Annotated in this window: 38 protein-coding genes and 2 pseudogenes; 8 read left to right on the forward strand and 32 right to left on the reverse strand. The window is 41.3% G+C overall.

Annotated features, from left to right (window positions below; all coding sequences use genetic code 11):
* Window positions 1–255 precede the first annotated feature (255 nt).
* Window positions 256–1,467, forward strand: a complete 1,212-nt coding sequence (locus EKM80_RS10660) for an IS110 family RNA-guided transposase (protein ID WP_125553116.1) — start codon at window positions 256–258, stop codon at window positions 1,465–1,467.
* Window positions 1,468–1,878: 411 nt separating this feature from the next.
* Here EKM80_RS10660 and tnpC read toward each other — a convergent pair.
* The 3 genes and pseudogenes from tnpC to tnpB all read right to left on the reverse strand — a co-directional run.
* Window positions 1,879–2,931: pseudogene (tnpC, locus tag EKM80_RS10665) on the reverse strand (IS66 family transposase); the annotation flags it as partial.
* 159 nt (window positions 2,932–3,090) lie between these two features.
* Entirely contained in the window at window positions 3,091–3,339 is a 249-nt protein-coding gene (locus EKM80_RS15045; RefSeq protein WP_225417372.1) for a transposase, read from the reverse strand.
* A 48-nt stretch (window positions 3,340–3,387) separates the two neighbouring features.
* On the reverse strand, window positions 3,388–3,603 hold the full coding sequence (gene tnpB / locus EKM80_RS15190; protein WP_125553154.1) for an IS66 family insertion sequence element accessory protein TnpB: 216 nt from the start codon (window positions 3,601–3,603) through the stop codon (window positions 3,388–3,390).
* Between the two features lie 69 nt (window positions 3,604–3,672).
* Between tnpB and EKM80_RS10675 the strand changes: the two genes are divergently transcribed.
* The 7 genes from EKM80_RS10675 to EKM80_RS10715 all read left to right on the forward strand — a co-directional run bounded on the left by EKM80_RS10675 (window position 3,673) and on the right by EKM80_RS10715 (window position 9,356).
* A complete protein-coding gene (locus EKM80_RS10675) occupies window positions 3,673–4,347 on the forward strand; it encodes a helix-turn-helix domain-containing protein (RefSeq protein ID WP_010012236.1) in 675 nt (224 codons plus the stop codon).
* A complete protein-coding gene (locus tag EKM80_RS10680) occupies window positions 4,344–5,237 on the forward strand; it encodes an IS3 family transposase (protein ID WP_010620863.1) in 894 nt (297 codons plus the stop codon). The genes EKM80_RS10675 and EKM80_RS10680 overlap by 4 nt, the downstream gene beginning before the upstream one ends.
* An 814-nt stretch (window positions 5,238–6,051) precedes the next feature.
* Window positions 6,052–6,600 (forward strand): TetR/AcrR family transcriptional regulator, encoded by a 549-nt coding sequence (locus tag EKM80_RS10695; RefSeq protein WP_125553118.1) that lies wholly within the window; start codon window positions 6,052–6,054, stop codon window positions 6,598–6,600.
* A gap of 89 nt (window positions 6,601–6,689) precedes the next feature.
* Window positions 6,690–7,088, forward strand: coding sequence for a sigma factor-like helix-turn-helix DNA-binding protein (locus tag EKM80_RS10700; RefSeq protein WP_125553119.1), 399 nt, complete (start codon window positions 6,690–6,692; stop codon window positions 7,086–7,088).
* 15 nt (window positions 7,089–7,103) lie between these two features.
* On the forward strand, window positions 7,104–7,316 hold the full coding sequence (locus EKM80_RS10705; protein WP_125553120.1) for a helix-turn-helix domain-containing protein: 213 nt from the start codon (window positions 7,104–7,106) through the stop codon (window positions 7,314–7,316).
* A 483-nt stretch (window positions 7,317–7,799) separates the two neighbouring features.
* Window positions 7,800–8,048 carry a helix-turn-helix transcriptional regulator gene (locus EKM80_RS10710; RefSeq protein ID WP_225417348.1) on the forward strand — a complete coding sequence of 83 codons (249 nt, stop codon included), beginning with the start codon at window positions 7,800–7,802 and terminating at the stop codon, window positions 8,046–8,048.
* Between the two features lie 66 nt (window positions 8,049–8,114).
* Window positions 8,115–9,356 carry a tyrosine-type recombinase/integrase gene (locus EKM80_RS10715; protein WP_125553122.1) on the forward strand — a complete coding sequence of 414 codons (1,242 nt, stop codon included), beginning with the start codon at window positions 8,115–8,117 and terminating at the stop codon, window positions 9,354–9,356.
* Window positions 9,357–9,581: 225 nt separating this feature from the next.
* Here EKM80_RS10715 and rpsI read toward each other — a convergent pair whose 3' ends face one another.
* The 29 genes and pseudogenes from rpsI to rplV all read right to left on the reverse strand — a co-directional run bounded on the left by rpsI (window position 9,582) and on the right by rplV (window position 25,298).
* Entirely contained in the window at window positions 9,582–9,977 is a 396-nt protein-coding gene (gene rpsI / locus EKM80_RS10720; protein ID WP_125553123.1) for a 30S ribosomal protein S9, read from the reverse strand.
* A 13-nt stretch (window positions 9,978–9,990) separates the two neighbouring features.
* Window positions 9,991–10,434 (reverse strand): 50S ribosomal protein L13, encoded by a 444-nt coding sequence (rplM, locus tag EKM80_RS10725; RefSeq protein WP_125553124.1) that lies wholly within the window; start codon window positions 10,432–10,434, stop codon window positions 9,991–9,993.
* Window positions 10,435–10,558: 124 nt separating this feature from the next.
* Window positions 10,559–11,344 carry a tRNA pseudouridine(38-40) synthase TruA gene (truA, locus tag EKM80_RS10730; RefSeq protein ID WP_125553125.1) on the reverse strand — a complete coding sequence of 262 codons (786 nt, stop codon included), beginning with the start codon at window positions 11,342–11,344 and terminating at the stop codon, window positions 10,559–10,561.
* Between the two features lie 64 nt (window positions 11,345–11,408).
* Window positions 11,409–12,206: an energy-coupling factor transporter transmembrane component T family protein gene (locus EKM80_RS10735; protein ID WP_125553126.1), complete on the reverse strand. Its 798-nt coding sequence runs from the start codon at window positions 12,204–12,206 to the stop codon at window positions 11,409–11,411.
* Window positions 12,196–13,074, reverse strand: a complete 879-nt coding sequence (locus tag EKM80_RS10740; protein WP_125553127.1) for an energy-coupling factor ABC transporter ATP-binding protein — start codon at window positions 13,072–13,074, stop codon at window positions 12,196–12,198. The genes EKM80_RS10735 and EKM80_RS10740 overlap by 11 nt, the downstream gene beginning before the upstream one ends.
* Window positions 13,050–13,895: an energy-coupling factor ABC transporter ATP-binding protein gene (locus tag EKM80_RS10745; protein WP_125553155.1), complete on the reverse strand. Its 846-nt coding sequence runs from the start codon at window positions 13,893–13,895 to the stop codon at window positions 13,050–13,052. The genes EKM80_RS10740 and EKM80_RS10745 overlap by 25 nt, the downstream gene beginning before the upstream one ends.
* A 250-nt stretch (window positions 13,896–14,145) precedes the next feature.
* The gene (gene rplQ, locus EKM80_RS10750; RefSeq protein WP_125553128.1) at window positions 14,146–14,529 is read right to left on the reverse strand and encodes a 50S ribosomal protein L17; all 384 of its coding nucleotides are present in this window, start codon (window positions 14,527–14,529) and stop codon (window positions 14,146–14,148) included.
* A gap of 33 nt (window positions 14,530–14,562) precedes the next feature.
* Window positions 14,563–15,501: a DNA-directed RNA polymerase subunit alpha gene (locus EKM80_RS10755; RefSeq protein ID WP_125553129.1), complete on the reverse strand. Its 939-nt coding sequence runs from the start codon at window positions 15,499–15,501 to the stop codon at window positions 14,563–14,565.
* Window positions 15,502–15,582: 81 nt separating this feature from the next.
* A complete protein-coding gene (gene rpsK, locus EKM80_RS10760; RefSeq protein ID WP_125553130.1) occupies window positions 15,583–15,972 on the reverse strand; it encodes a 30S ribosomal protein S11 in 390 nt (129 codons plus the stop codon).
* Between the two features lie 24 nt (window positions 15,973–15,996).
* Window positions 15,997–16,362 (reverse strand): 30S ribosomal protein S13, encoded by a 366-nt coding sequence (gene rpsM, locus EKM80_RS10765; RefSeq protein ID WP_125553131.1) that lies wholly within the window; start codon window positions 16,360–16,362, stop codon window positions 15,997–15,999.
* 33 nt (window positions 16,363–16,395) lie between these two features.
* The gene (rpmJ, locus tag EKM80_RS10770) at window positions 16,396–16,512 is read right to left on the reverse strand and encodes a 50S ribosomal protein L36 (protein WP_125549740.1); all 117 of its coding nucleotides are present in this window, start codon (window positions 16,510–16,512) and stop codon (window positions 16,396–16,398) included.
* A 50-nt stretch (window positions 16,513–16,562) separates the two neighbouring features.
* The gene (infA, locus tag EKM80_RS10775; RefSeq protein WP_010011755.1) at window positions 16,563–16,781 is read right to left on the reverse strand and encodes a translation initiation factor IF-1; all 219 of its coding nucleotides are present in this window, start codon (window positions 16,779–16,781) and stop codon (window positions 16,563–16,565) included.
* 299 nt (window positions 16,782–17,080) lie between these two features.
* Window positions 17,081–17,740 (reverse strand): adenylate kinase, encoded by a 660-nt coding sequence (locus EKM80_RS10780; protein WP_125553132.1) that lies wholly within the window; start codon window positions 17,738–17,740, stop codon window positions 17,081–17,083.
* A 67-nt stretch (window positions 17,741–17,807) separates the two neighbouring features.
* Window positions 17,808–19,106, reverse strand: coding sequence for a preprotein translocase subunit SecY (gene secY / locus EKM80_RS10785; RefSeq protein WP_125553133.1), 1,299 nt, complete (start codon window positions 19,104–19,106; stop codon window positions 17,808–17,810).
* Window positions 19,106–19,540 (reverse strand): 50S ribosomal protein L15, encoded by a 435-nt coding sequence (gene rplO, locus EKM80_RS10790; protein WP_125553134.1) that lies wholly within the window; start codon window positions 19,538–19,540, stop codon window positions 19,106–19,108. Before rplO ends, secY begins: the two co-directional genes overlap by 1 nt.
* A 32-nt stretch (window positions 19,541–19,572) precedes the next feature.
* The gene (gene rpmD / locus EKM80_RS10795; protein WP_010011759.1) at window positions 19,573–19,755 is read right to left on the reverse strand and encodes a 50S ribosomal protein L30; all 183 of its coding nucleotides are present in this window, start codon (window positions 19,753–19,755) and stop codon (window positions 19,573–19,575) included.
* Between the two features lie 13 nt (window positions 19,756–19,768).
* Entirely contained in the window at window positions 19,769–20,275 is a 507-nt protein-coding gene (gene rpsE / locus EKM80_RS10800) for a 30S ribosomal protein S5 (protein WP_125553135.1), read from the reverse strand.
* A 21-nt stretch (window positions 20,276–20,296) separates the two neighbouring features.
* Complete coding sequence (gene rplR / locus EKM80_RS10805; protein WP_318531446.1) at window positions 20,297–20,662, reverse strand: 50S ribosomal protein L18; 366 nt, start codon at window positions 20,660–20,662, stop codon at window positions 20,297–20,299.
* Window positions 20,663–20,730: 68 nt separating this feature from the next.
* On the reverse strand, window positions 20,731–21,267 hold the full coding sequence (gene rplF, locus EKM80_RS10810) for a 50S ribosomal protein L6 (protein WP_125553137.1): 537 nt from the start codon (window positions 21,265–21,267) through the stop codon (window positions 20,731–20,733).
* A gap of 29 nt (window positions 21,268–21,296) precedes the next feature.
* On the reverse strand, window positions 21,297–21,695 hold the full coding sequence (rpsH, locus tag EKM80_RS10815) for a 30S ribosomal protein S8 (RefSeq protein ID WP_125553138.1): 399 nt from the start codon (window positions 21,693–21,695) through the stop codon (window positions 21,297–21,299).
* A gap of 27 nt (window positions 21,696–21,722) precedes the next feature.
* Window positions 21,723–21,908, reverse strand: a complete 186-nt coding sequence (locus tag EKM80_RS10820; protein ID WP_010011761.1) for a type Z 30S ribosomal protein S14 — start codon at window positions 21,906–21,908, stop codon at window positions 21,723–21,725.
* A 17-nt stretch (window positions 21,909–21,925) separates the two neighbouring features.
* On the reverse strand, window positions 21,926–22,468 hold the full coding sequence (gene rplE, locus EKM80_RS10825) for a 50S ribosomal protein L5 (RefSeq protein ID WP_125553139.1): 543 nt from the start codon (window positions 22,466–22,468) through the stop codon (window positions 21,926–21,928).
* A 26-nt stretch (window positions 22,469–22,494) separates the two neighbouring features.
* The gene (rplX, locus tag EKM80_RS10830; RefSeq protein ID WP_125553140.1) at window positions 22,495–22,806 is read right to left on the reverse strand and encodes a 50S ribosomal protein L24; all 312 of its coding nucleotides are present in this window, start codon (window positions 22,804–22,806) and stop codon (window positions 22,495–22,497) included.
* A gap of 28 nt (window positions 22,807–22,834) precedes the next feature.
* Window positions 22,835–23,203 carry a 50S ribosomal protein L14 gene (gene rplN, locus EKM80_RS10835; protein ID WP_125553141.1) on the reverse strand — a complete coding sequence of 123 codons (369 nt, stop codon included), beginning with the start codon at window positions 23,201–23,203 and terminating at the stop codon, window positions 22,835–22,837.
* Between the two features lie 31 nt (window positions 23,204–23,234).
* Window positions 23,235–23,507 carry a 30S ribosomal protein S17 gene (rpsQ, locus tag EKM80_RS10840; RefSeq protein ID WP_125553142.1) on the reverse strand — a complete coding sequence of 91 codons (273 nt, stop codon included), beginning with the start codon at window positions 23,505–23,507 and terminating at the stop codon, window positions 23,235–23,237.
* A 32-nt stretch (window positions 23,508–23,539) separates the two neighbouring features.
* The gene (rpmC, locus tag EKM80_RS10845; protein ID WP_010011765.1) at window positions 23,540–23,737 is read right to left on the reverse strand and encodes a 50S ribosomal protein L29; all 198 of its coding nucleotides are present in this window, start codon (window positions 23,735–23,737) and stop codon (window positions 23,540–23,542) included.
* Window positions 23,727–24,161, reverse strand: coding sequence for a 50S ribosomal protein L16 (gene rplP, locus EKM80_RS10850; protein ID WP_003679390.1), 435 nt, complete (start codon window positions 24,159–24,161; stop codon window positions 23,727–23,729). The genes rpmC and rplP overlap by 11 nt, the downstream gene beginning before the upstream one ends.
* A 152-nt stretch (window positions 24,162–24,313) precedes the next feature.
* Window positions 24,314–24,937 (reverse strand): annotated as a pseudogene (rpsC, locus tag EKM80_RS10855) (30S ribosomal protein S3); the annotation flags it as partial.
* A gap of 13 nt (window positions 24,938–24,950) precedes the next feature.
* Window positions 24,951–25,298: a 50S ribosomal protein L22 gene (rplV, locus tag EKM80_RS10860; RefSeq protein WP_125553144.1), complete on the reverse strand. Its 348-nt coding sequence runs from the start codon at window positions 25,296–25,298 to the stop codon at window positions 24,951–24,953.
* Window positions 25,299–25,305: the final 7 nt, after the last annotated feature.

A 25,305-nucleotide genomic window follows, 5' to 3' on the forward strand; every position in this document is an offset into this window, starting at 1 on the left:
CATAAAAACGGACTAACATTAGTGGTGAATCATGATTCGACGGAATCGTGGTTCACCACTTTGCTTTTTTCTGGTAAAGTGGTGTCGAAGTTGACATGTCGTTGTGGTCTTTGGCGCTTTGACGTCGTAATAAAAACTGGCAACTTCGCTTGATCCACCAATAAACTCGTTCGAAGTCCGTTGACGCTTGACGCCGTGTATTGAAAATTGGGCTGAGTGAATCGGTGAAACAACTTCAAAAGGTGGTGCATTAGTTTGGAATGTATATTTGGAATTGATGTCAGTAAGGCAACAGCTAACGTGGCGGTCCTAGTTGATGACAGTGTTGTTAAACAGTTTATAGTGGCTACTGATCGGGGCGGTTTTCAAACGCTTAGCGATGAACTCAATAGCTTTAAATCGCCATTGATCATTTTTGAGGCTACCGGAATATATTCGCGGCCATTGCGTGCATTTCTCCAGCGTGATGGTTGGCAATATACCGAGATCAATCCGCTGGCCGCAAAGAAAGCGATGGATAGCTTGCGGAATAACAAAACCGATGCATTAGACGCAATCGGATTAGCGCGTGCAATGGCCAAAAATCACTACAAGGCCACATTTCAAGAGCAGCCAGTCTACACTGAGTTGCGTGACTTAGAACGGACCTATCAGCAGCATAATGAAGATCTCGTGCAAAACAAGAATCGGCTGCATCGTGAACTACAATTGACCTTTCCTGAAATCGAACAATTCTTAAGCAAGACTGATGGCAGCTTGTATTGGCACATCGTTGAACGCTTTCCACACCCACAATTAGTGTTAGGGTACGATGTCAATGAATTAGCTGAGATTATCCTAGCTGAAACACCGAAGAACATGGGTCAGAAGCGTTCAATCCGTCTAGCCCAGCACTTAATTGACCTGGCCCAGCAGGCAGCCCCTGCCGTTACACAAAGCGCTTATGCGGTTAAAGCGGTCACAGCCTTAGCCAAGGACGTTGAACGTATTGACGGCCTGAAGGCCGAGACGATTACTGAGATGGCCAATGTGGCTAAGAATCTATCTGAAGTTAAATTACTGATGACGATTCCCGGTATTGGTGAGAAGACGGCATTATGTTTGATTGCGGAACTCGGCGATGTCCGGCGCTTCCATAGCGCTAATGCCATCAATGCCTATATCGGCATTGACTTGATCCTCTATGAGTCTGGTCAGTATCAGGCTGGTATGCATATCCGTAAGCGCGGAAACGCCTATGCGCGGAAGATCCTCTACAAGGCGATTATGAATATCGTATCAGTAGCCCAATATCATCCGACCCGGATCAGTACTACCTACAAACGAAAAAAGCAATCCGCTCAGTCCAAAAAGAAAACGACTAAGAAGATTGCCATCGCAGCAATGAGTCAGTTCAACCGGCTCATGCGCCACCTGATCTTAAACAATGAGGCATATGATTCAACGACGTTCACGCCAGAACAGTAAATCATTGCTCATTTAGCTCTATTATAATCCCAGCGCCACAAACGTAAAATACCTGGGATCAATTTAATATACCCTAAAATACTATTTTTAGATTGGCTACTACCAATATTGCCGCTTTGATCTGGGTAAAGAAAAAAGAAAGCTGATTATATCAACTTTCCCTTGACTAATGGTAGAAAACACCTCACCATTTCTTATGATGAGGCTATCATACCGCGGCCGATACGCTATTTATAGTCGGTCTGTTATTGGGTGCTTACAGAAAAAATTGTTCCTGTATCACTTAATCGTAAGCAGTAAATAATACACCGTTTAAGAAAGGCAAACCGACTTATCAATTTTGAGAAATCGGTTTGCCTTTTATGTTATACAACTATTTTTGGCTCTAACTTACTTGTTGATGCTATGCTTTCAGCTTACTGGCATGTTCCTTGGATAATTCCATGGTAAATAATCCTCTAGCGGAGCCAGATCGGCGAAACTAGGGTGTTGCGGCATTGCTTTTAATAAATAGGTGACATAGGCTCGCGGATTGAGCCCGTTAACTTTGGCACTTTCAACTAAAGTTAACCAAATCGCCGTTGATCTTGCACCCGCTTGACTGGTACTGAAAAGCCAATTCTTGCGACCAATCACCAGGCTCTTCATATTGCGCTCCGCCGCGTTATTGCTCCAGTCCATTTGGCCAATATTAATTAGTCGCTCTAAAGTAAATCGTTGATCGATCGCATAAGTAATGGCTTTACCTAAACGTGATTTAGGCAACACTTCGGCTAAATTGATCCACTTCCAGAAGCGCTTTAGTAATTGACGCACCCGGGGTGAAAAGTGTTGCCATTGACGTTCCAAGGTGAACATCTCGCCAATTAGCCTCAAGGGAACACTATTAATCAGCTCACCATTAACTTGAGCGGCATCGTAAAATTTACGACGTACATGCGCCCAACAACCGACCCGGGTAACGCTATTCTCTAGCAGATTATAGCCACCATAACCATCACACTGCAGGATTCCCGTAAAGTTCTGATATAACTTTTGCGCAAAAGTTCCTGAACGTGTATTGCCATAAGCATAGAAAATGATTTGCTGCGGACTTTGTTTCACCGTCCTTGCCACCCACATATATGATTTGGCAGCCGCTGTTTTACCAGGCTCGCGTAACACCTGCATCGGTGTTTCATCACCCTGTAAATAACGTTGGCTATTGAGCCGCTGCTGTAATAAGTTATAAATGGGTTCGACCAACTGACTCGTTTTGATGATCCAATTTGAGATCGTTGCCTCTGATAACACGATACCCAAGCGCTGCCAATCTGCTAACTGGCGGTATAGTGGTGTTGCCAATAAAAATTTTTTATGAATGATCTCCGCGACCAATGAAGCTGACGTGAGACTGTGCGGAATTAAAGCGGCTGGCGTCTGAGCCTGCACCAAATGAGCGCCGCCATCTTCAAGCTCACACTCGGAACACTTATAGGTTTACATATAAATATGTTCCCAATAAAGTTTGGCCGGAATGAAATGCACCTCTTCACGAACAAACTTTTTCCCAACGGTATCAACTCGTGCCCATAGGCACATTGTTGCGTCGGTAGATCAATAACCATTTCTCTTACTGGTAAATCACGACTTAGGGTTTCTTGCCGTGTCTTTTTGCGCTTTTTCTTTGCCGGTACTTGATCTGGCGTCACTTTGTTGACCAGGTTGCTCTGGCGTGATAAAAACACCGTCATTACCTTCTAATAGTGCCAGTTGGTTAGGATCAATTTGTTCTGATTTCTGACCGTAAATTTTTTTAGTCAAGTATACAACCATTTCAGTTAGTTCCGCAACTTGCTTACGTAGCGCCATAATTTCTTCTTCGGGTGTCATTATCTTTATCCACTCAATCCGTATTTGTTGAATTGAGTTTACCACGTCTTACACTAATTTGGGTGTAGCTATTTTTCTTCTTTCATGTCCATACGGACACGTTTGATGAGTTGTCGTGTCTAATGACCAACCACTGAGCAATTGTGCCAACTGTTTAGAATTTAATTTACGGAGTGCATTCTGATCAGTCGGCCATTGAAGTCGACCGTTTTCGATTCGCTTATAAAGTAATAAAAAGCCAACCGTCCCAAAATAAGGTCTTATGCGATAATCCCTTTATGGTTGTCAGATGAAATACAATAATTCATCTAACAACTATGGAGGGATTTTTGTATGCCCAGATCTAAACATACGGTACTCGAAAAATTAGCAATCTTAAAGGAACTTACCCAATCAAAAACTGGACTACGGCCGGTGGCCAATCGTCATGGCATTGATCACAAGACGCTAGAACGTTGGCGAGATCGATACTCCCGTGATGGAATTAATGGTCTAAAGGAGGCTAAGAAAAACAAACACTATTCGAAAGAACTCAAACTTAAAGTAGTCCACGCATATCTTATAGGTGAAGGCACCTTTGATGAACTTGCAAATAAGTTTGGACTTCGTGGATCGCAGCAAGTCGTAGACTGGGTGAACAAGTATAATGGGGATAAACCTTTGACGGCGTCGCCGTCCAGAAAGCAGGTTCCCACTATGAGTCGTAAAACAACCTTGGAAGAACGCATTGAAATTGTCGAGTATGTCACCAAGCTGAAGCATTCATACACAGAGGCCGCTGAACACTTCCAAGTCTCTTATCAACAAGCACGTTCATGGGTGATCAAGGCCGAACACGGCGGCTATGAGGCACTCGTGGACAACCGTGGCCATCACAAAGAACAAGCTGAACTGACTGAACTCGATAAAGCCAATCTTGAAATCAGGCAGCTCAAAGCACAGCTCGCAGACAAAGAGCTTGTGGAGGCATTCGCAAAAAAATTGCTGGAACTCCAGCGCAGGGGGTGAGTAAACAACATCGACTGTCTTACTTCGCAATTAATGAGGTCAGTCAAGGCAAGCGCGGTGCAGTATCTACGCTGTTGGCCGTTGTCGGTGTAAGCCGGCAGGCTTACTACAAAGGGTTAAATCGAGAAGAAACTGCTTGGGAAACCCGTAATCGTCAGCTCAAGGAACGGACACAATACTGGTTTGATTTTCATCATCAAGGTATCGGTGCTGGGAATCTTTTAGTGAATCTTCAACATGATGAACTAATTGACTTCCCCGTTACTTTCAAGATGGTACGTCGTGTGATGCGGGAGCTTGGCTTGACATGTCAAATTCGGGTCAAGAAGCACAGTCGACATAAGGAGAACGAACAGCACATTCAAGACAATGTGCTCAATCAGAACTTCGACGTCGACAGTCCTAATCAGGTCTGGTTATCCGATTCGACGGAACTGACTTACGGCGTAAATAATAAGTATAAGGTGCGCTTGAGTGGCGTCCTTGATCTCTACGGCCGACGTTTGTTGTCCTACAATTTGAGCGCTACTGAAACATCAGCAGCAGAAATCGAGGTTTTCCAACGAGCCTTTGAGGCTTCTGGTGACGTCCACCCATTGGTTCACACTGATCGAGGATCAGCCTACACCTCTGGTGCCTTCAACAACTTTCTTGGTCGTTACAACGTCACACGTAGCATGTCTCGACCAGGAACACCATACGACAATGCACCAATGGAGCGCTGGTGGAACGAATTCAAGTTACGGTGGATGGCTCGCCATCCACTAGCAAAGACTTGCGAAGAGCTTGTGAGACTGGTTGAGGAAGGAATCGAATATTTCAATCACCACAATCGCTCAGCACAAAGAAACGGCCTCACCCCAGATGAATACTGGAGTGAAGCCGCTTAGAAACAGATTCAACTTTATATTATTTCATTTGTCAACTTGACAGGGCCTAGTGCACTTAAAACGGTCTTTTCTGGTTCCACAGAATAAATATAAAACGCAATTGTATGGATCCAAATCAAATTGACCCTAGATAACGCTAACTAGACCACCGATTCCCCGACGTAAATCAATTTTTCCACAAACTAAAAAGACTTGTTGATTCTGTCGTTGATCAATTATCACCAGCGAACACCGCCTTTAAAACTGCCTCCAAAATATAGTTGTTAATCTGATTGTAAACTACGACCGATTTATTAGTGTCAATCCTAATTTGCCGGGCTTTTGTTGCCATAGTAGATCGCGATTGAGAACCAGAAGGATCCATTTTAATTTGAACAATATCCGGTTTATCCAATAAAAATCGCCCACCAATTATTTGATGAGGCAATCATAACTTGAATTAAATTATTTTTGAAGCCGTTCAGTTATTTACTGCTTACCGATAAAAAGCCGCATCCTGCTTTTTATTGGTTATTTATATGTTTATTTTAAAAAAAAGCTAATTTAGGTTGTTTTCACAGACCCTAATTTGCTCAACGTTGGTCTAAAAAAGATAACGAAGGTTAAGATTATTTATAGCATCATTTATCAACTATAAAAAAGGTTATTGTCTGTAATACCAAAAATCGGTGAAATTTATTTCAAATAATTGAGAATGCTTTTTATATAACTTTTTTTAAAACTGCTTGGGTTTCAGCTAATATTATTCACAATGATCTGTAACTAATTTATTACATGATTAATATTGATTGGTCATTCGAGGGGTGAATGTACAATGGATACTCTTAAATTTACATTTCCTGTTAATAATGGTAATGAAATTGCTAGAAACTTTTTATTTGCTGCTCTCGTTAAATTATTGAATGAGAAGCCAATTAGACAAATTAGTATTGTGGAACTGTGTAAATCAGCTGGAGTTTCTCGATCTTCCTTTTATTGGAACTTCGAGTCAAAAGAAGATATGCTAAGAAAATATTTTAACAGCCAATTTCTTGTTTTGGTTCGCCATCTACAAAAAGTAAAAAAGCAATCTCAAATAGATTTATATGAGTATTTCTTCAACTATCTGCATTGGCACTCTGAATTAATTGACCACTTAATCAAAAATAACATGGAAAACTTCTTACGTGAGCACTTATACTCATACATCACGCATTTGATGAGAGAACGTATAATTTTGGAAACAAATGTATCACACGATTTTAGAGTTTCATTTCTATCTGGTGGCATTACCGAAATTCTAGTTATCTGGTCAAACCATGATTTTAGAGAGAGCAGCAAACAAATGAGTTGCATTTTAAATGACTTAATTAATAAAGTTTGAATCTTAGTTGTATTCTATGAACTTTTTTCATCTTTATATAGTGTAGGACGAGTTTCTAGCAATTATCATATAATTTTGGGAGGTCCAAATTGAAATCAGAAATTGAAGTCACTAAGATCTTTATCCACTATATCCGTCAATCAGTCATGCGTAAATCATTTGAGCTATACCGTATAGATAAGAAAAAAGTTCCCGTAATTCCTTACGAGAATTTCATCATTGAAAATCTTTTAAAAGCTGAATCCCCACAGATGCTTGAAAAAATGTCTTTCAATGATGTTTGGCAAATGGAAGACTTCATAGAAAATGATGCCCTGGCACTTGCTGTTTCAGAACTTTTAAGTAGACAAAAATTTATTTTATATTGGAAATATGTTGAAGATGCATCGGACGCTCAAATTGGAGAATTACTTGGTATCAGTCAACAGGCAGTCAATAAGCAACGAAATCAGATTATTACACACCTTGCTCAGTCAATTTATAACTAACCTTGGAGGATAACTTTGAAAGAAGACAATTTAGTGCCAATTATTCGCGCCGCCCAGAATGGTGACAGATTTGCCATGGCAGACTTACTAATGCGATTTGACTACCTTTGTATTAGGCAGGCCAAATATGGTCATGGCTACTTCAACGAGGACTATTATCAGGACTTAAAGGAGCACCTGATTGTTGTCATATATAAATTCAATGTTGATCAGCACCTAAATAAATAGCAATAATCCAGTCAATGTAAAAGATTAGGTGAGGAACCTAATCTTTTTTCATTTCTGGGTTGTAAATTTACTGTTTTTTTCATCTTTATATAGTGAGGACATAAATAATACGCTCCTCTTGCTCTTTGACAACTACATAATGACTACTAAAGACAAACATCCCTAAGTTAGCATGACTGTAACAGACGCCATAACCTTATTTTAAGCGAGCGCCCCCTATTCCAGTAAATGTACCCCCTACCAAGTACGGCATTAATCTTAGCGATGGATAATGATACTTCCACGAGGCTCCCACGTAACGAGGAGAGGTGAGATTCCTATGCGTCTGCTGGTAACAGACCTTTAGTAGTCAGTTCAATAAATAAAATTAGCTACCTATGCTAAAACGTAAATTTATGCTTTCTAAGCAACTTTAACAATAAGGGGTGAATTCCTATTAATAATGAATTAACAATCAATATCAGTGATAAACAGCTTGAAAATTTGCGTTCCCAACTCTACTCACTTCTTTTGGAAGAAGTTAGCAAAGTAAAGCATGAAGCCGAATTAACTATACGCTACCTGAAGAAGAAAGAAGCGTGCGATTATCTCCGTGTTTCTAATAATACGTTGGACAAGTGGATTGCTTTCGGACTACCACAAATCAGTGTTGGCGGTTCTGTTCGCTACGATCGCATTGCTTTAGATCAATGGATGACTAAGGTGGCCCAAGATGGTAGAATCAAGTTGTAGTCTTACGTTTACTTTACTTGGGCTTCCACTTAGTTATTACTGGAAACTTCAAAGGAGTAAATAATTATGGCAATTACGAAAACAGCAGCAGGTAACTATCGAGTGGAGGTGTTCTATCCCCAAAGTGTACGTAAAGTATTGGGTGTTAAAACTGCACGTTATCGAAAAACGTTTGATTCATTGAAAGAAGCAAGACGTAAAGAACGCCAAGTTAATATGGTGATCGATGAAGCCAAGAGTACTAAAGAAGCCCCGGTAAAAAGAATGAATGGCGACATTAGTTTTCATGATTTTTATGTACAAGTCTTCTGGCCAATGTATATTGCCGGTTCAACTGGACGAACTCACGTTATTCCAACTAAAGCAACCATCGATAACACTGCTAGCTTGTTCAAGAAGCATTTATTACCAAAGTTTGGTGACTATTCCATCAACGAGCTAAATGAAGACAAGAGTATCGTCATTAATGAGATGCTTTTGTTGTCAGAAAAGTATGCGAATGTTCGTACACTAAAAAGTTATGTCCGCCAAATGTTTGAATTAGCTGAAGTGATGGATTATATCGAATATAGTCGACTTGAAAAGCCCCTTCGTTTAATCAATGCACCCAAGAAAGACCGCCTCAAAAGAAAACGTCAGCGAGCGGGCGAATCATTGACCGCTGGTGAATTACTGGATTGGTTAGCGGCAGCTAAAGCCGATTATGAGCGTGGTAAGTTAATTCTACAAGATTATCTCTTATTTCTGTTAACTTTGAACATGGGTGATCGTAAAAGTGAATCCTACGCGTTGAAATGGAAATATATTGATTTTGATGAAGGCTACCTCTTCTTAATCCGTGCGCTGGATAAGTATGGTGAAGAAAAAGATACCAAGGGTCACAAGCTCAGTAAAATGGAATTACCTGCTGACATTCTCTCCATGCTGCGTGAATGGAAAGCACTTCAGAAAGAAGAGCTAGCAGATATCGGTGTTGAGCAAGATGAAGAACAACTGGTTTTCACGTACACTAACTTCCGTGGTGGTCTTAATCAACCACTGCACAGTGACTATTTAAATTACCGAATCAATTCAATTCAGCACCGCCATCCAGAGTTAGCTCATCTACATCCACACAAATTGCGGCATACATTTAGTACACTCGCCCATGAAGGTGGTGCTTCAATTGAAAAAATATCGGAACAATTAACGCATTCCGATATTAAAACAACTAGAATCTATGTTAATTCACCAGATGTTATTGATTTAGAGAACCACAGAATGTTCGTAAATCGGTTAAATCAAGAGAAAAAACGATCCATCAAATAATCGCTTTTTAACCAAACAACAGCCAAATAGCAGTCAAAATAACGGACAAAATAATAGTCAATTTAAACCGTTTTTCTCGATAAAAAGAAGTCCTCAAAAAAGGCTTCGCACACGAAACAACGGAAGGCTTCGTACCAACCGTCGTACCAATTGCTAAAAACGGCACAAAAAAACACACCACCGTACCAACGGTAATGTGCTTGAAACGTTGATATCCCAACGATATTAACGCTTTGAAAATTGACTAGCTTTACGAGCTTTCTTAAGACCTGGCTTCTTACGTTCCTTCATACGTGGGTCACGAGTTAACATGCCGGCACGCTTTAATGGGCCACGGAAATCAGGGTCAACGTTTAATAACGCACGTGAGATACCATGACGAATTGCACCAGCTTGGCCTGAGAAGCCACCACCATTGACGTTAACTAAAACGTCATAGCTGTCAGCTGTATCAGTGATGCCAAATGGTTGTACCATATCTTCACGAAGATTTGCAAATGGAACATAATCTGTTTGGTCTTTGCCGTTGATCGTAATTTTACCAGTACCAGGTACTAAACGTACACGGGCAACTGAGTTCTTACGACGACCTGTACCAATATATTGAACTTTTTCTGCCAATTCAGTTCCCTCCTTAAATTAGGTTTGTAATATCCAAAGTTTCTGGTTGTTGTGCAGAATTCTTGTGTTCAGGACCTGCGTAAACATGCAATTTCATAAATTGAGCATGACCCAAAGTGTTCTTAGGAAGCATCCCTTTGATGGATAATTCCAATAAACGAATTGGGCTCTTTTCACGTAGTTCGCCTGCAGAAATCTGTTTCAAACCACCTGGATGAAGGGTATGATGGTAGTAAATTTTATTGGTTGCTTTACGACCAGTTAAGAGTATCTTTTCAGCATTGATGATGATGACATGATCACCAGTATCAACGTTTGGTGTAAATGTTGGTTTGTTTTTACCGCGTAAGATAGATGCCACAACTGTGGATAAACGGCCTAATGCAATATCAGTTGCATCGACAACGTACCATTTGTGTTCTACTTCGCTAGGTTTTGCTAAATATGTTGAGCGCACGTGTTATTCCTCCATTTTTCTGTGTCTGTTTAAACACCAGTAAGTTTCCGGGGCTTATCGTGGGGTAAACAGTACCAGCTATAATCTTAACTATTTTCACGCAAACTGTCAATCATTTTCGTAATTATTTATCATTAATAGCAGGTAAATCTGCTGGACCATCACCATAATAAACCTTTTTTAAATATAAGCCACTAGCTGGTGCTGTGTATCGTGCTTGGGTGCGATCCTTGACCTCGTATAAACGTAAAATATCGTGCACTGGGCGACGTTCATTACCAATTTCCAACGCCACGCCCACCATGATTCGGACCATGTTGTACAAAAAGCCGTTACCATAAAATTCAAAAACTAATTCATCATTGCTTGGGTCCTCAGTTACTGTCGCCGCAAAAATTGTCCGTACTTTATTTTTAACACTACCACCAGACGCGGCAAAACTGCTAAAATCGTGTGTCCCCACAAAATCAGGTAACGCCGCTTTAATTTTAGCAACATCTAAGCTGTACTTCCAATGGCCAGTATAAAAGCGCCGAAATGGATTCGTATAGTAACCGCGATTGACTCGATAAACGTAGCGTTTACCAGTAGTCCCATAGCGTGCGTGAAAATCTGGTGACGCAATCTGGCAATCTTTGACCACGACATCCAAGGGCAACATGCTGTTCAGCGCTTTTAACATTGCTGGTGCCGGCAATTCAAACGGAAAATCAAAATGAACGACTTGACCAAGCGCGTGCACCCCAGCATCAGTCCGCCCAGACCCATTGACCACGATTCGCGTTGCTGATTTAGCAATCGTTTTGACGGCTTTTTCCAGAACGCTCTGAACGGTACGCTGCTTTGTTTGTAACTGAAAACCCGCAAACTGGGTCCCATCATACGCAATAGTGACTTTATATCTTAACAAATTGTGGCGCTCCTTTCTCAAACAAAAAGTGGGTCTAAAGGTAGCCCTCTAGCCCACTGCTTATTTATGCGCGTAACCAAATTAGAATAACGGTTAATATTGCAAAGCCAACTACGGACCAACTATCGATTGCATGCCAGACAAGAACGCGATACTTACTGCGCCCTTCACCGCCTTGATAACCACGTGCTTCCATAGCAGTAGCTAAATCTTCAGCGCGATTAAATGAGCTGACAAACAACGGAATCAATAACGGTACCACGGCACGCATTTGTTGAAAAAGATTACCTTCGCCAAAATCAACGCCCCGTGCTCGCTGCGCATTCATAATCTTTTCAGTTTCATCCATTAATGTTGGTACAAAACGTAAAGCAATCGACAACATCAAGGCCACTTCATAAACTGGAAAATGAACGACTCGTAACGGCTTTAAAATTGCTTCAATTGCATCCGCCAACGATAACGGCGGTGTCGTTAACGTCAAAAGTGTCGACATGAAAATAATCAACACAAAGCGCATGAAAATATAGATCCCGTTTACGATCCCAAATTGAGATAACACGATTGGCCCCCATGACCAATAGGTGGTACCACCACGCGTGAAAAAAACTTGTAGCAATACAGTGAACAGGATCAACCAAATCAACGGTCGCACGCCACGAATGAAGAAACTCATTTTAATTTCAGATAGGCGTACTGCTAAAATTGTGAACAGGAATAAAACAAGATAAGTCTGCCAATTATTAGCCAGAAAAATAATACCAATATAATAGAAGCTCAATAACAACTTACTTCGTGGATCCAAACGGTGAACCAGCGAATGTCCCGGAATAAAACGGCCTAATAATAACTTATTCATCATGCGGCTGCACCGCCTCTCGTGGCAATTGCGGCAACAAAGCAGCCGCTAATTCAACTTCGGTTAACGGTAAGCGGTCAAAATGAAAACCTTGCTTCTGTAGCCGGGCAGCAAACTCAGTTGTTTCAGGTACCCCTAGCTGGCGTTCCTGCAGCCAAGCAACATCCTGAAAGACATCACTAGGCTTACCAACCTTAGCTATTGTACCGTGCTCCATAACGACCACATGATCAGCGTAACTGGCGACATCCTCCATATGATGGGTAATTAAAATAACCGTCAAATGCTGCTTTTCATGTAATTGCGTCACCATACCCATAATTTCACGCCGCCCCGCCGGATCTAGGCCCGCCGTCGGTTCATCGAGCACTAAGACTTCAGGTGTCATCGCCAAAACGCCTGCAATAGCCACACGGCGCATTTGACCACCAGACAGGTCAAAGGGTGAGCGTTCTAATAAATCAGCTGGTAAGCCCACTAAATTGAGCATTTCCGCAGCTTTTTTAGCAGCATCTTCTGCGCTCATACCAAAGTTCATTGGACCGAAAGCAATATCCTTGGCAACTGTTTCTTCAAATAATTGGCTTTCAGGAAACTGAAATACCATGCCCACCTTCTGGCGTAACGGCTTTAAATGCTTATTATTAGTTTCTGGCGTAATTTTCCGTTCACCAATAGTTACCGTTCCGCTAGTTGGCTTTAACAAAGCGTTCAAATGCTGTACTAAGGTCGATTTACCACTACCTGTATGGCCGATAATGGCGGTAAAACTATGGTCAGCAATGGTTAAATTAATGTCATGCAGTGCCTGACTTTCAAATGGTGTACCCGCTTGATAGGTGTAATCTACATCTTTGAATGTAATGTCCACAGCCAATCCACCAACCCTTCCTCAGTTAAATATTGCTGCGGGACAACTAAGTTTTGTCGCCGCAAAGCTGCCTTTAAACGCTCCGCATACGGCACATCAAGACCCAATTCAATCAATCGCTCACCATACTGAAAGATTTCTGCAGGCGTACCTGATTCCTTGATCTCACCATCATCTAAAATGATGATCCGATTTGCGTTAGCCGCTTCATCAATATCATGTGTAATCGAAATAACCGTCAAATTAGCTTGTTCCTTTAACTCACGCACCGTTTCCAAAACTTCAATACGACCAGTAGGATCAAGCATACTAGTTGACTCATCTAAAATGATGATCTGTGGCTGTAAGGCAATAATACCAGCAATGGCCACGCGTTGTTTTTGACCACCAGATAACCGCGCCGGTTCACGATCAGCAAATTCAAGCATGCGCACTCGCTTAAGTGCAGCATGAACCCGCGTTAGCATTTCTTCTCGGGGTAAGCCAATGTTTTCTAATCCAAACGCCACATCATCTTCAACTGTCGCGCCAACAAACTGATTATCTGGGTTCTGAAAAACCATGCCAATTTGACGCCGAATATTCCAAACATTATCTTCACTTAAGGTAATACCAGCCACACGAATCGTACCACTATCTGGCGTTAATGGTAACAAACCATCCAACGACTTAGCTAGTGTTGATTTACCACTACCATTATGGCCAATTATAGCTACCCATTCACCTTGCTCAATGGTTAAGTTCACATCGTTTAACGCTGGGCGCCCTTCCGTTTGCGGATAACGGAAATTTAAATGTTCGACCTCAATTATTTTTGTCACATCAGTCACCTTTGCCGTCCAATTTACTTTTTCTCAATGTTTCCATAATAGCATATTAAGCGCTTTTCGTGTGCGTTTTTCCGTGAAGACTGAAATTTTGCGTAAAAAAAAATCACATTCTAAAATGTGATCGAATCCAGAGATTCGCCAACCATCGAGCTAGACTTGGAAAAACAACTAACCAACATCATAACACTCTAGTCAAACATTTTAGAAGTGATCCGTTTTTATCCTGGTTGATTATTGACGCTTAGTCAACAAACTGTAAAACAACCATTGGTGCGCCATCGCCACGACGAGGCATTGTCTTGTAAATACGAGTGTAGCCACCGTTACGTTCAGCATAACGTGGGGCAACATCGCTAAACAATTTTTGTAAAACTGTTTGAACAACGACCTTTTCGTCTTCTTCACGTACGTCAGCAATTTCATCACGGATAAATGCGGCAGCTTGCCGACGGGCAGTTAATGTGCCTTTTTTACCTAATGTGATCATTTTTTCAGTTGTTGACCGTACTTCTTTAGCGCGAGCTTCAGTAGTCGTGATTTTTTCGTTCATGATTAAATCAGTCGTCAAATCGCGTAACAAAGCTTTACGTTGTGAACTTGTGCGACCTAATTTGCGGTAACTCATTAATGTGTTCCCTCCCTTGATGGATTTAGATGATTAATCTTCTTTACGTAATGAAAGGCCTAAATCAGTTAATTTTGTTTTAACTTCTTCCAAAGACTTACGTCCAAGGTTGCGGACTTTCATCATGTCAGCTTCCGTCTTGTTAGTCAATTCTTGAACTGTGTTAATACCGGCACGTTTCAAACAGTTGTATGAACGTACAGATAAATCAAGTTCTTCAATTGTCATTTCAAGCATTTTTTCTTTATGGGTTTCTTCTTTTTCTACCATGATTTCAGCGTTTTTAGCTTCATCAGTTAAGTTAACGAAGATATCCAAATGCTCAGTCAAGATTTTAGCAGCTAAACTAATTGCTTCTCGTGGACTAATAGAACCATTCGTCCAAACATCCAAGGTTAACTTATCAAAGTCATTTCGGCGTCCAACACGGGTGCTTTCAACTTGATAATTAACACGACTGATTGGGGTATAAATCGAATCGATTGGCAAAACACCGATTGGCATGTCATCAACCTTATTACCATCAGCGGCAACGTAGCCACGACCTTTACGTGCAGTCATGCGAATGTGGAAACGACCACCTTCAGCAACTGTACACAGATATAGGTCAGGATTTAAGATTTCAACGTCCCCATCAGCCTCAATGTCACCAGCAGTGACTGTTGCTGGACCTTTGACGTCGATTTCCAGTGTCTTATCATCATCGGAATCCAACTTCAAAGCGAGTTTTTTGATGTTTAAGATGATTTGCGTAACGTCTTCGGTTACACCATCAATGGTCGAAAATTCGTGTAAAACACCATCGATTTGAACACTCGTTACGGCTGCGCCTGGTAATGAAGCCAGCAGAATCCGCCGCAATGAATTACCTAAAGTTGTCCCATAACCGCGTTCTAACGGCTCAATGACAAACTTACCGTAGTTTGTGCTTTCATCAACCTTGGCAATATTTGGTTTTTCAAATTCGATCATTTAGTTTCTTACCCCTTTCAAAACGAGAAGTGTCTTTGATGTTGTACGTTTCAGTTTTAAACTCAAAATGAAGCGTACTCACTAAACACGACGGCGCTTCGGAGGACGAGACCCATTATGAGGAACTGGCGTTACATCGCGAATTGCGGTAATTTCCAAACCAGTTGCTTGCAATGAACGAATTGCTGCTTCACGACCTGAACCAGGACCTTTAACTGCAACTTCTACAGACTTCATACCATATTCCATTGAAGCCTTAGCAGCTGTTTCAGCTGCCATTTGTGCAGCAAACGGTGTAGATTTACGACTACCTTTAAAACCTAAAGCACCAGCTGAAGCCCATGCGATTGCATTTCCTTGGGGATCAGTGATCATGATCAAGGTATTGTTAAAAGTAGAATGGATATGTGCCACGCCAGATTCAATATTCTTCTTTACCCGACGACGACGTGTTGTTTTTCTATTTGCCATTAATTACTTACCTCCTTTATCTAATTATTTTTTCTTACCAGCGATCGAAGCTTTTTTGCCTTTACGTGTGCGTGCGTTGTTCTTGGTATTTTGACCACGAACTGGCAAGCCACGACGATGACGCATACCACGATATGAGCCGATTTCTTGAAGACGTTTGATATTCATATTGACTTCACGACGTAAGTCACCTTCGACCTTGACTTTATCAAGTTCAATACGGATTTTATCTTCTTGTTCTGGTGTGAGATCATCTTGACGAATGTTCTCGGCAACGCCAGCATTTGCTAAAACTTTCTTAGCTGTGGTATTACCAACACCATAAATGTAAGTTAACGCAATGACAATCTGCTTGCCACGGGGTAAATCAATACCTTCAAAACGAGCCATTTAAATGACACCTCCATTAAATTGAATTAGTTGTTATCCTTGGCGTTGTTTATGCTTTGGATTAGCAGAACAAATGATCATAACACGGCCCTTACGTTTGATAACGCGACAATGTTCACACATCCGTTTTACTGATGGTCTTACTTTCATGACTTTACCTCCTAAGATAAAAGGCTAAACTTCCGGTCCTATGCAAAATGCTATTTAAAGCGATAGGTAATGCGGCCACGTGTTAAGTCATACGGCGACAACTCAACGGTAACTCGATCACCCGGCAGGATTCGAATATAGTGCATTCTGATCTTACCAGAAACAGTCGCTAGAATTGTTGCCCCATTTTCAAGTTCTACCTTGAACATTGCATTTGGCAATGTATCAGTGACTTTTCCTTCGACCTCAATGACATCATCTTTCGCCACGCAGAAGTACCTCCTTAACTGATTACAGCTGATTCGTTAACGAACCGCCATGCTTCAACTACCAAAAAATTGAACCAAACTTGAGCCATACCTGCTTAAATCCTGTATCGGCTAAACAATAAAGCTCAGTTTAAACGATCTGACAAGTGCCCAATCCATATAAAAATGGTGAGAGCACGTTGCACTCACCTTTTCGAATTTTAACTGGCTGATTATACCATAATCTAGCCAAATTGAAAAGATAACCTTGCTAATTATAGCAAAAGGTCGTTATTCACGCAAGCATCCGTGTCGGACGTTTACTTTTTCGCCAAAGGATCTAAGATTTTCTTGATATCAACGAAGACATCCTTAATATCTTGATCACCATTAACGTTGAACAACAGATTCTTTTTCCCATAAAAATCAAGTAACGGTGTATTCATCTTCTCGTTCACTGCCAAACGATTCTTGACAGTCTCTGGCTTATCGTCATCACGTTGGAAGAAATCATGTCCGCCGCAACGATCGCAAGTGCCAGCAACTTTTGTTGGATTGTAAAGCTTATGGTAAGTTGCCCCACAAGTCTTACAGATGAAGCGGCCGGTAAGTCGTTCCATCAATGATGCTGGATCAACTTGAATATTGATTACACCATCAAGTGGCTTATTCAAATCTGCTGTGATTTGTTCTAAAGCTTCTGCTTGGCTTAAATTCCGTGGAAAACCATCTAACAAATAACCGACTTTTGTATCATCTTCTGCTAAACGATCCTTAACGATGCCATTTGTAACTTCATCAGGTACAAGTTCGCCTTTATCCATAAAGAATTTGGCCTTGACACCTAATTCAGTTTCATCTTTCATTGCTGCACGGAACATATCACCAGTTGAGATGTGCGGAACATTGTAAGTATCAACAATTTGTTCTGCTTGCGTCCCTTTACCAGCTCCTGGTAAACCCATTAAAATCAAATTCATCAAAAACGCGCTCCTTTTCTCATCATATTGATAAGAAACGTGCTAAAGCTAGTGCTTCAACACGTTTCTAGCGGATGAAACCAACATAATGCCGCTTCATCATCAATCCTTCGATCTGACGAGCTGCTTCTAGTGCAACCCCGACCACGATCAGTAAACTAGTACCACCTAGTCCAATTGATTCAGGTAAACTCCAAATATTTTGTGCTACGATTGGTAGCAATGCCACCAAACCTAGAAAGACAGAACCGACTGTCGATAAACGCATCAACGTGCCGGAAATATATTTCTGTGTTGATTTTCCTGGCCAAACACTTGGAATGTAACTACCTTGCTTTTGCAAATTTTCAGAAACTTTTTCAGGATTGACCTGAACGAACGCATAAAAGAACGTGAAGATAATAATCAATACTGTGTACAGAATCGAACCTGGAACGGTCGTCATACTGAACAAATCAGTCATGATCTTAAACCACTGATCTTCAGAATGCGTACTATTGAAATATTGCAAAATCGTGCCCGGTGTTGCAATGAATGAACTAGCAAAGATAACAGGAATAACACCTGCTACATTGACTTTTAATGGTAGGTAACTGTTATCGCCAGCATCAGTTACTCGTCGTGTATAACGAATTGGAATTCTCCGCTCCGCTTGTTGCACATAAGTAACGAAGACAACGACAGCAAAAACTGCGATCACCAGTAATACTGAATATAAGATATACATCCAGAACTGGCTTGTACTTGGACTAGTTGCAAACCACTGTTGGTAAACCTGAGTGATACCTTCTGGTAAACGAGCAATGATCCCTGCAAAGATGATCATTGAGATCCCATTACCAAGGCCTTTATCAGTAATTTGTTCACCCATCCAGGTGACTAACATCGTACCACCAGTTAAGATGATCCCGATCATTACAAATGTTTGCCAATTTGGGTTTTTAACTAAGCCAAGACCGCTTAAAGCATTAAAACCAGCAGTAATACCGATTGATTGCAAAAATGCTAGTACAATCGTCAGATAACGTGTCACTTGATTTAACTTACGTCGACCAACTTCCCCTTGTTTGCTCCACTCAACAAATTTGGGCACAATATCCATCTGTAAAAGTTGGATGACAATTTGTGCGGTAATGTAGGGCGAAATCCCCATCGCGAAGATGGAATAATTGGTTAGCCCACCACCACCGAACATATTAAGCATGCTAACTAATCCGGAAGAAGCAATCGATGTCAGTGCTTTCGCATCAACACCGGGAACGGTTATAAACGTCCCTAAACGGAAAATTAACAAAACGCCTAGCGTGAAAAACATCCGATTACGAATATCCTTAATGTGCCAAGCATTTCTGATGGTCGACAGCATTAAATCACCTCAATTTTACCGCCAGCAGCTTCAACAGCTTTTTTAGCAGCAGCCGAAGCTTTGCTAACAGTAACTGTGACTTTTTTAGTGATTTCGCCGTTTGCTAATAATTTGATACCGGCTTTTTCATTTTTAACTAAGCCAGATTCAACCAATAATGCTGGTGTAATATCTGTACCTTCATCAAAACGATTTAAGTCGTTCAAACTGACAATAGCATATTCTTTGCGATTAATGTTCGAGAAACCACGTTTTGGCATACGACGGAATAATGGCATTTGGCCACCTTCAAAGCCCAAACGTACCTTACCACGAGCCTTTTGACCTTTTTGACCACGTCCGGATGTTTTACCATTACCAGATGAAGTCCCACGGCCAACACGGTTGCGGACGCCACGTGAACCTTCGCTTGCTTGTAATTCGTGTAATTTCATTGAGTCAGAGCACCTCCTTAATCAAATGATTATTATTTAACTTCTTCAACGTTAACCAAGTAACCAATTTTAAATAATTGGCCACGTACGGCTTCATTGTCTGGCAATGTGACTGAACTATTAACTTTAGACAGGCCCATTGATTTAACAATTGCACGATGATTGGGAATACGATGTGCAGCGCTACGCTTTAACGTGATTTTTAATTGTGCCATGAATTTCGCCCTCCTAGTTTTCTAATTGATCGACTGGAATGCCGCGAAGTTCAGCCACTTTTTCAGCACGACGTAAGGTTTTAAGACCCTCGATAGTCGCACGAACGACGTTGATTGGCGTATGAGAACCTAAGAATTTACTTGTGACATCTTGGACACCAGCAAGTTCCATGATTGAACGAACAGCGCCACCGGCTGCGACACCAGAACCAGCAATAGCAGGTTTGATGAGGACACGGCCACCACCGAAACGACCAAGGACTTCATGCGGTACAGTTGTGCCGACAATTGGTACTTCAATCAAATTCTTTTTTGCGTCTTCAACGGCTTTACGGATAGCTTCTGGAACTTCTTGAGCTTTACCGGTACCAAAGCCAACGTGTCCGTTACGATCACCAACGATAACGATCGCAGCAAAACGCAGACGACGGCCACCTTTGACAACTTTTGTGACACGGTTGATGGATACAACATTGTCTTCCAAGTCTAACTTGTTTGGATCAATAAACGCTTTAGCCATAAATGGGTTTTCCTCCTTTTCCTAAAAATCTAATCCGTTTTCGCGTGCAGCTTCAGCTAAAGCTTGGACACGGCCATGGTATAAGTAGCCGCCACGATCGAAGACAACATTCTTATGACCAGCAGCAACAGCGCGTTTAGCGACTAATTCGCCAACAGCTTTTGCTTGTTCAGTCTTTGAACTTGCTTCAACTTCTTTGTCCAATGTAGAGGCACTTGCTAGCGTTACACCCGCTACGTCATCAATTAATTGCGCGTAGATGTTCTTATTAGAACGGAAAACGTTCAAGCGTGGGCGCTCAGCAGTACCAGAGATCTTACCACGGACACGTAGATGACGCTGTTGGCGTGTCTTATTTTTATCTGGTTTCGAAATCACAATGTTCACCTCTGATATTAGTTTATGCGGCGTTTAACCGCGAATTATTTTTTAAAAATTTGGTTGACTGGGTAAAATTATTTACCTGTCTTACCTTCCTTACGACGAACATATTCGTCAACGTAGCGAATACCTTTACCTTTATAAGGTTCAGGTGAGCGGACGCTGCGGATAACTGCGGCAAATTGGCCGACTTCTTGTTTACTGATACCTGAAACATTGATTTCCGTGTTAGAAGGAACTTCAAGGCTAATGCCTTCTGGAATTTCCATTTCAACTGGGTTTGAATAACCAACGTTTAAGATTAATTTTTTGCTTTGTAATTGGGCACGATAACCGACACCAACCAATTGTAACTTCTTAACGAAGCCATTGGAGACACCTTCGACCATATTGGCCAAGTTAGCCCGGGCGGTACCATGCAACTCGCGGCTTTGTTTACCATGATCAACACGTTCAAAACTAATCACATTATTTTCTTGTGTGATTGTGATCAACGGATTGAATTGGCGAGTTAATTCACCTTTAGGACCTTTAACTGTGACGCTGTCACCAGTTTTAGTTACTGTTACCTTTTCAGGTACGTTAATTACTTTGTAACCGATACGACTCACGTGTTACACCTCCCTATTGTTTAGAATAATTACCAGATGTAGGCGAGAACTTCGCCACCGATATTCTTAGCACGAGCTTCTTTATCGGTAAGAATACCTTCAGAAGTGGATAAGATTGCGATACCTAAGCCGTTTAAGACCTTAGGTACGGCATCAGCTTTGACGTATGCACGTAAACCTGGTTTTGAAATGCGTTTAAGACCGGAAATAACACGTTCGTTATCTTTACCGTACTTTAAGAATACGCGGATGATGCCTTGTTTGTCATCTTCTACGGATTCGAAGTCGCGGATAAAACCTTCACGCTTCAAGATTTCTGAAATACTGCGGAGCATATTAGATGCAGGTACTTCTAATGACTCGTGGCGCACCATGTTGGCGTTACGAATACGAGTCAAGTAGTCTGCGATTGGATCAGTCATGACCATTTAGTTTAACCTCCCTTTAAGTTAGATTTACCAGCTAGCTTTCTTCAAGCCAGGAATTTGACCAGCATGCGCTAATTCACGAAGGCAGATCCGGCATAAATGGAATTTACGATAAACTGAATGTGGACGACCACAACGCTCACAACGAGTATAAGCTTGTGATGAAAATTTAGCAGGACGTTGCTGCTTAGCGACCATTGATTTCTTAGCCAAGATATATTACCTCCCTATTATTTTGTGAATGGCATTCCGATTTGAGTCAGTAATTCACGTGATTCTTCGTCAGAATTAGCTGTTGTAACAATGACGATATCCATACCGCGAACTTTATCAACCTGATCATAATCGATTTCTGGGAAAATCAATTGTTCCCGAATACCTAATGTATAGTTACCACGACCGTCGAAAGACTTAGTGCTAACACCATGAAAATCACGGACACGTGGTAAAGAAACATTGATCAATTTATCTAAAAAGTCATACATGCGTTCGCCACGCAAGGTAACTTTAGTACCAATTGCCATACCTTCACGCAAACGGAAGCCGGCAATTGACTTTTTAGCTTTTGTGATGATTGGTTGTTGACCAGAAATTAGTTTTAATTCGGCAACTGCATTATCTAAGTTTTTAGCATTTGCAACTGCATCACCAACACCCATATTCAACACGATCTTATCAACCTTTGGTGTTTGCATTACGGATGTGTAATTGAATTTTTCCATCATTGCTGGTGTAATTTCTTTTGCGAATCTTTCTTTTAAACGATTAGCCATTGAACGATTTTCCTCCTTTCAATTAATTATTTATCGATAACTTCTCCGGATTTTTTGGAGACACGTACTTTTTTACCATCGACAACTTTATAACCGATACGAGTTGGTTCGTTAGTAGATGGATCGATCAACATAACGTTAGAGATGTGGATCGGTGCATTTGCGTCAACAATACCGCCTTGTGGGTTAGTGTTAGTTGCTTTTTGATGTTTTTTGATCGCATGTACGCCTTCAACGATGACTTGGTCAGTTTTAGGCATTGCTTTTGTAACCGTGCCTTCTTTACCTTTGTCCTTACCGCTGATGACACGAACTTTATCGCCAGTTTTTACGAACATTGTTGAACCTCCTTTGCAGATTGTTTGCTTACAATACTTCTGGTGCCAAAGAAACAATCTTCATGAAGTTGTTGTCACGTAATTCACGGGCAACAGGTCCAAAGATACGTGTTCCTCTTGGGCTCTTGTCAGCGTTGATGATTACAGCTGCATTTTCATCAAATTTGATATAAGAACCGTCTGTGCGATGTGCACCTGACTTTGTACGAACGATAACTGCTTTAACAACGTCACCTTTTTTGACAACGCCACCTGGTGTTGCTTGTTTGACCGTTGCAACAATTGTGTCACCGATATTTGCTGTTTTTACACGTGAACCGCCTAAAATTTTGATGGTTAAAATCTCACGTGCACCAGAATTATCAGCGACTTTTAAACGACTTTCTTGTTGGATCACGGAAAAGCCCTCCTCTCGTTAATAATTCAGTTTATAGAATAACTGCCTTTTCTACGACTTTGAGCAGACGGAAACGTTTCTTTGCAGACAACGGACGAGTTTCCATAATTTGGACAATATCGCCAGTTTGTGCTTCGTTGTTTTCGTCGTGAGCGTAGTATTTCTTTGTATAACGAATCCGCTTGCCGTAAGTACTGTGTTGCTTAGTTGTTTCAACTGCAACAGTAATCGTTTTTTCCATTTTATCGGATACGACACGGCCTTGGATGACTTTACGTGCGTTACGTGTTTCTTTTTCGCTCAAAATGTTTGACCTCCTTTAATCTATGATCTGCTTTAACCTTGGTTTAATTCTTGTTGACGTAATACTGTCTTGATGCGAGCAATATTTTTACGTACTTGTTTTAAACGCGCAGTATTTTCTAACTGACCAGTAGCCAATTGGAAACGAAGATTAAATAGTTCTTCTTTATATTCTTTTTCGCGGTCAAGCATTTCAGCAGTGGTTAAGTCTTTAATTTCTTTAGCCTTCATTTGATTCGCCACCTACTTCCTCACGTGCTACGATCTTAGTCCGAACTGGTAATTTGTTCGCAGCTAAGCGTAAAGCTTCACGTGCAACTTCTTCTGGAACACCGGCTACTTCAAACATCACTTTCTGACGTTTAACAACGGCTACCCAGCCTGCTGGTGCACCTTTACCGGAACCCATACGAGTACCGATACCTTTTTCAGTATATGATTTATGTGGGAAGATACGAATCCATACTTTCCCACCACGTTTCATATAACGCGTGATTGCAACACGAGCTGCTTCAATTTGACGGTTAGAGATCCAAGAAGAATCTAAAGCCTTCAAACCATATTCGCCAAAATCGACGTTTTTACCGCCTTTGGCTTCACCACGCATCTTGCCACGAAATTCGCGACGATGCTTTACACGTTTTGGTACTAACATGTTTAGTTTCCTCCTTTCGCTCCATTATTGCGATTGTTAGGACGGCTTCCACCGCGGTTACTGTTGCTGCCACGATTGCCGCCACGTCCGCGACTATTGCGGTTGTTTTGTGTTGGAATATTATCTCGGATTGAATCACCATGTGTAGCACCTGGTAAGATGTCACCGCGATAGATCCAAGTTTTAACGCCTAATTTACCATAAGTGGTAACGGCTTCGTCCCATGAATAGTCAATATCAGCACGTAATGTATGCAATGGCACTGTACCATCAGAATACATTTCTTTACGTGCAATATCAGCACCATTTAGACGACCAGAAACCATTGTCTTGATACCATGAGCGCCAGCACGCATTGTGCGTTGGATAGCTTGTTTCATGGCACGACGGAATGCGACACGTGCTTCAAGTTGTTGTGCGATACTTTCGCCAACTAATTCTGCATCAAGATCTGGTTGTTTGATTTCAACGATATTGATGTGGACACGTTTGCCGGTTAAGTTGTTCAATTGCTTACGCAAGTTTTCAACTTCAGAGCCGCCTTTACCGATAACCATACCTGGTTTTGCAGTATGAATTGAAACGTTGACACGGTTTGCAGCGCGTTCAATCTCTACTTTTGATACGGAAGCATCTGCTAAACGTTTTTCGATAAAACTACGTACTTTTAAATCTTCGTTTAAAAGTTTACCGAAATCTTTTTCAGCATACCATTTGGCTTCCCAATCACGGGAAATACCAACTCGTAAACCGATTGGATTAATTTTTTGACCCACGCGTTATCCCTCCTTATTTTTCAGATACAACCACTGTAATGTGGCTGGTACGCTTGTTGATTGGTGAAGCAGAGCCTTTGGCACGAGGACGGAAACGTTTCAGAGTTGGTCCTTCGTTAACAAAAGCTTCGCTAACTACCAAGTTTTCAGCATCTAAGTCAAAGTTGTTTTCAGCGTTCGCAATTGCTGAATTCAAGACTTTAGCAATGATTGGTGCAGCACCGTTGGGCGTGAACTTAAGAATTGCAATTGCTTCAGCAACGTTCTTGCCGCGGATTAAATCCATCACTAAGCGAGCTTTCCGAGCAGCAATCCGTACTGTTTTAGCAACGGCACGAGCTGATGTAATTTGTTCTGACATTTAATGT

The organism is Loigolactobacillus jiayinensis (assembly GCF_003946445.1).
In the GTDB taxonomy this organism is placed as follows: domain Bacteria; phylum Bacillota; class Bacilli; order Lactobacillales; family Lactobacillaceae; genus Loigolactobacillus; species Loigolactobacillus jiayinensis.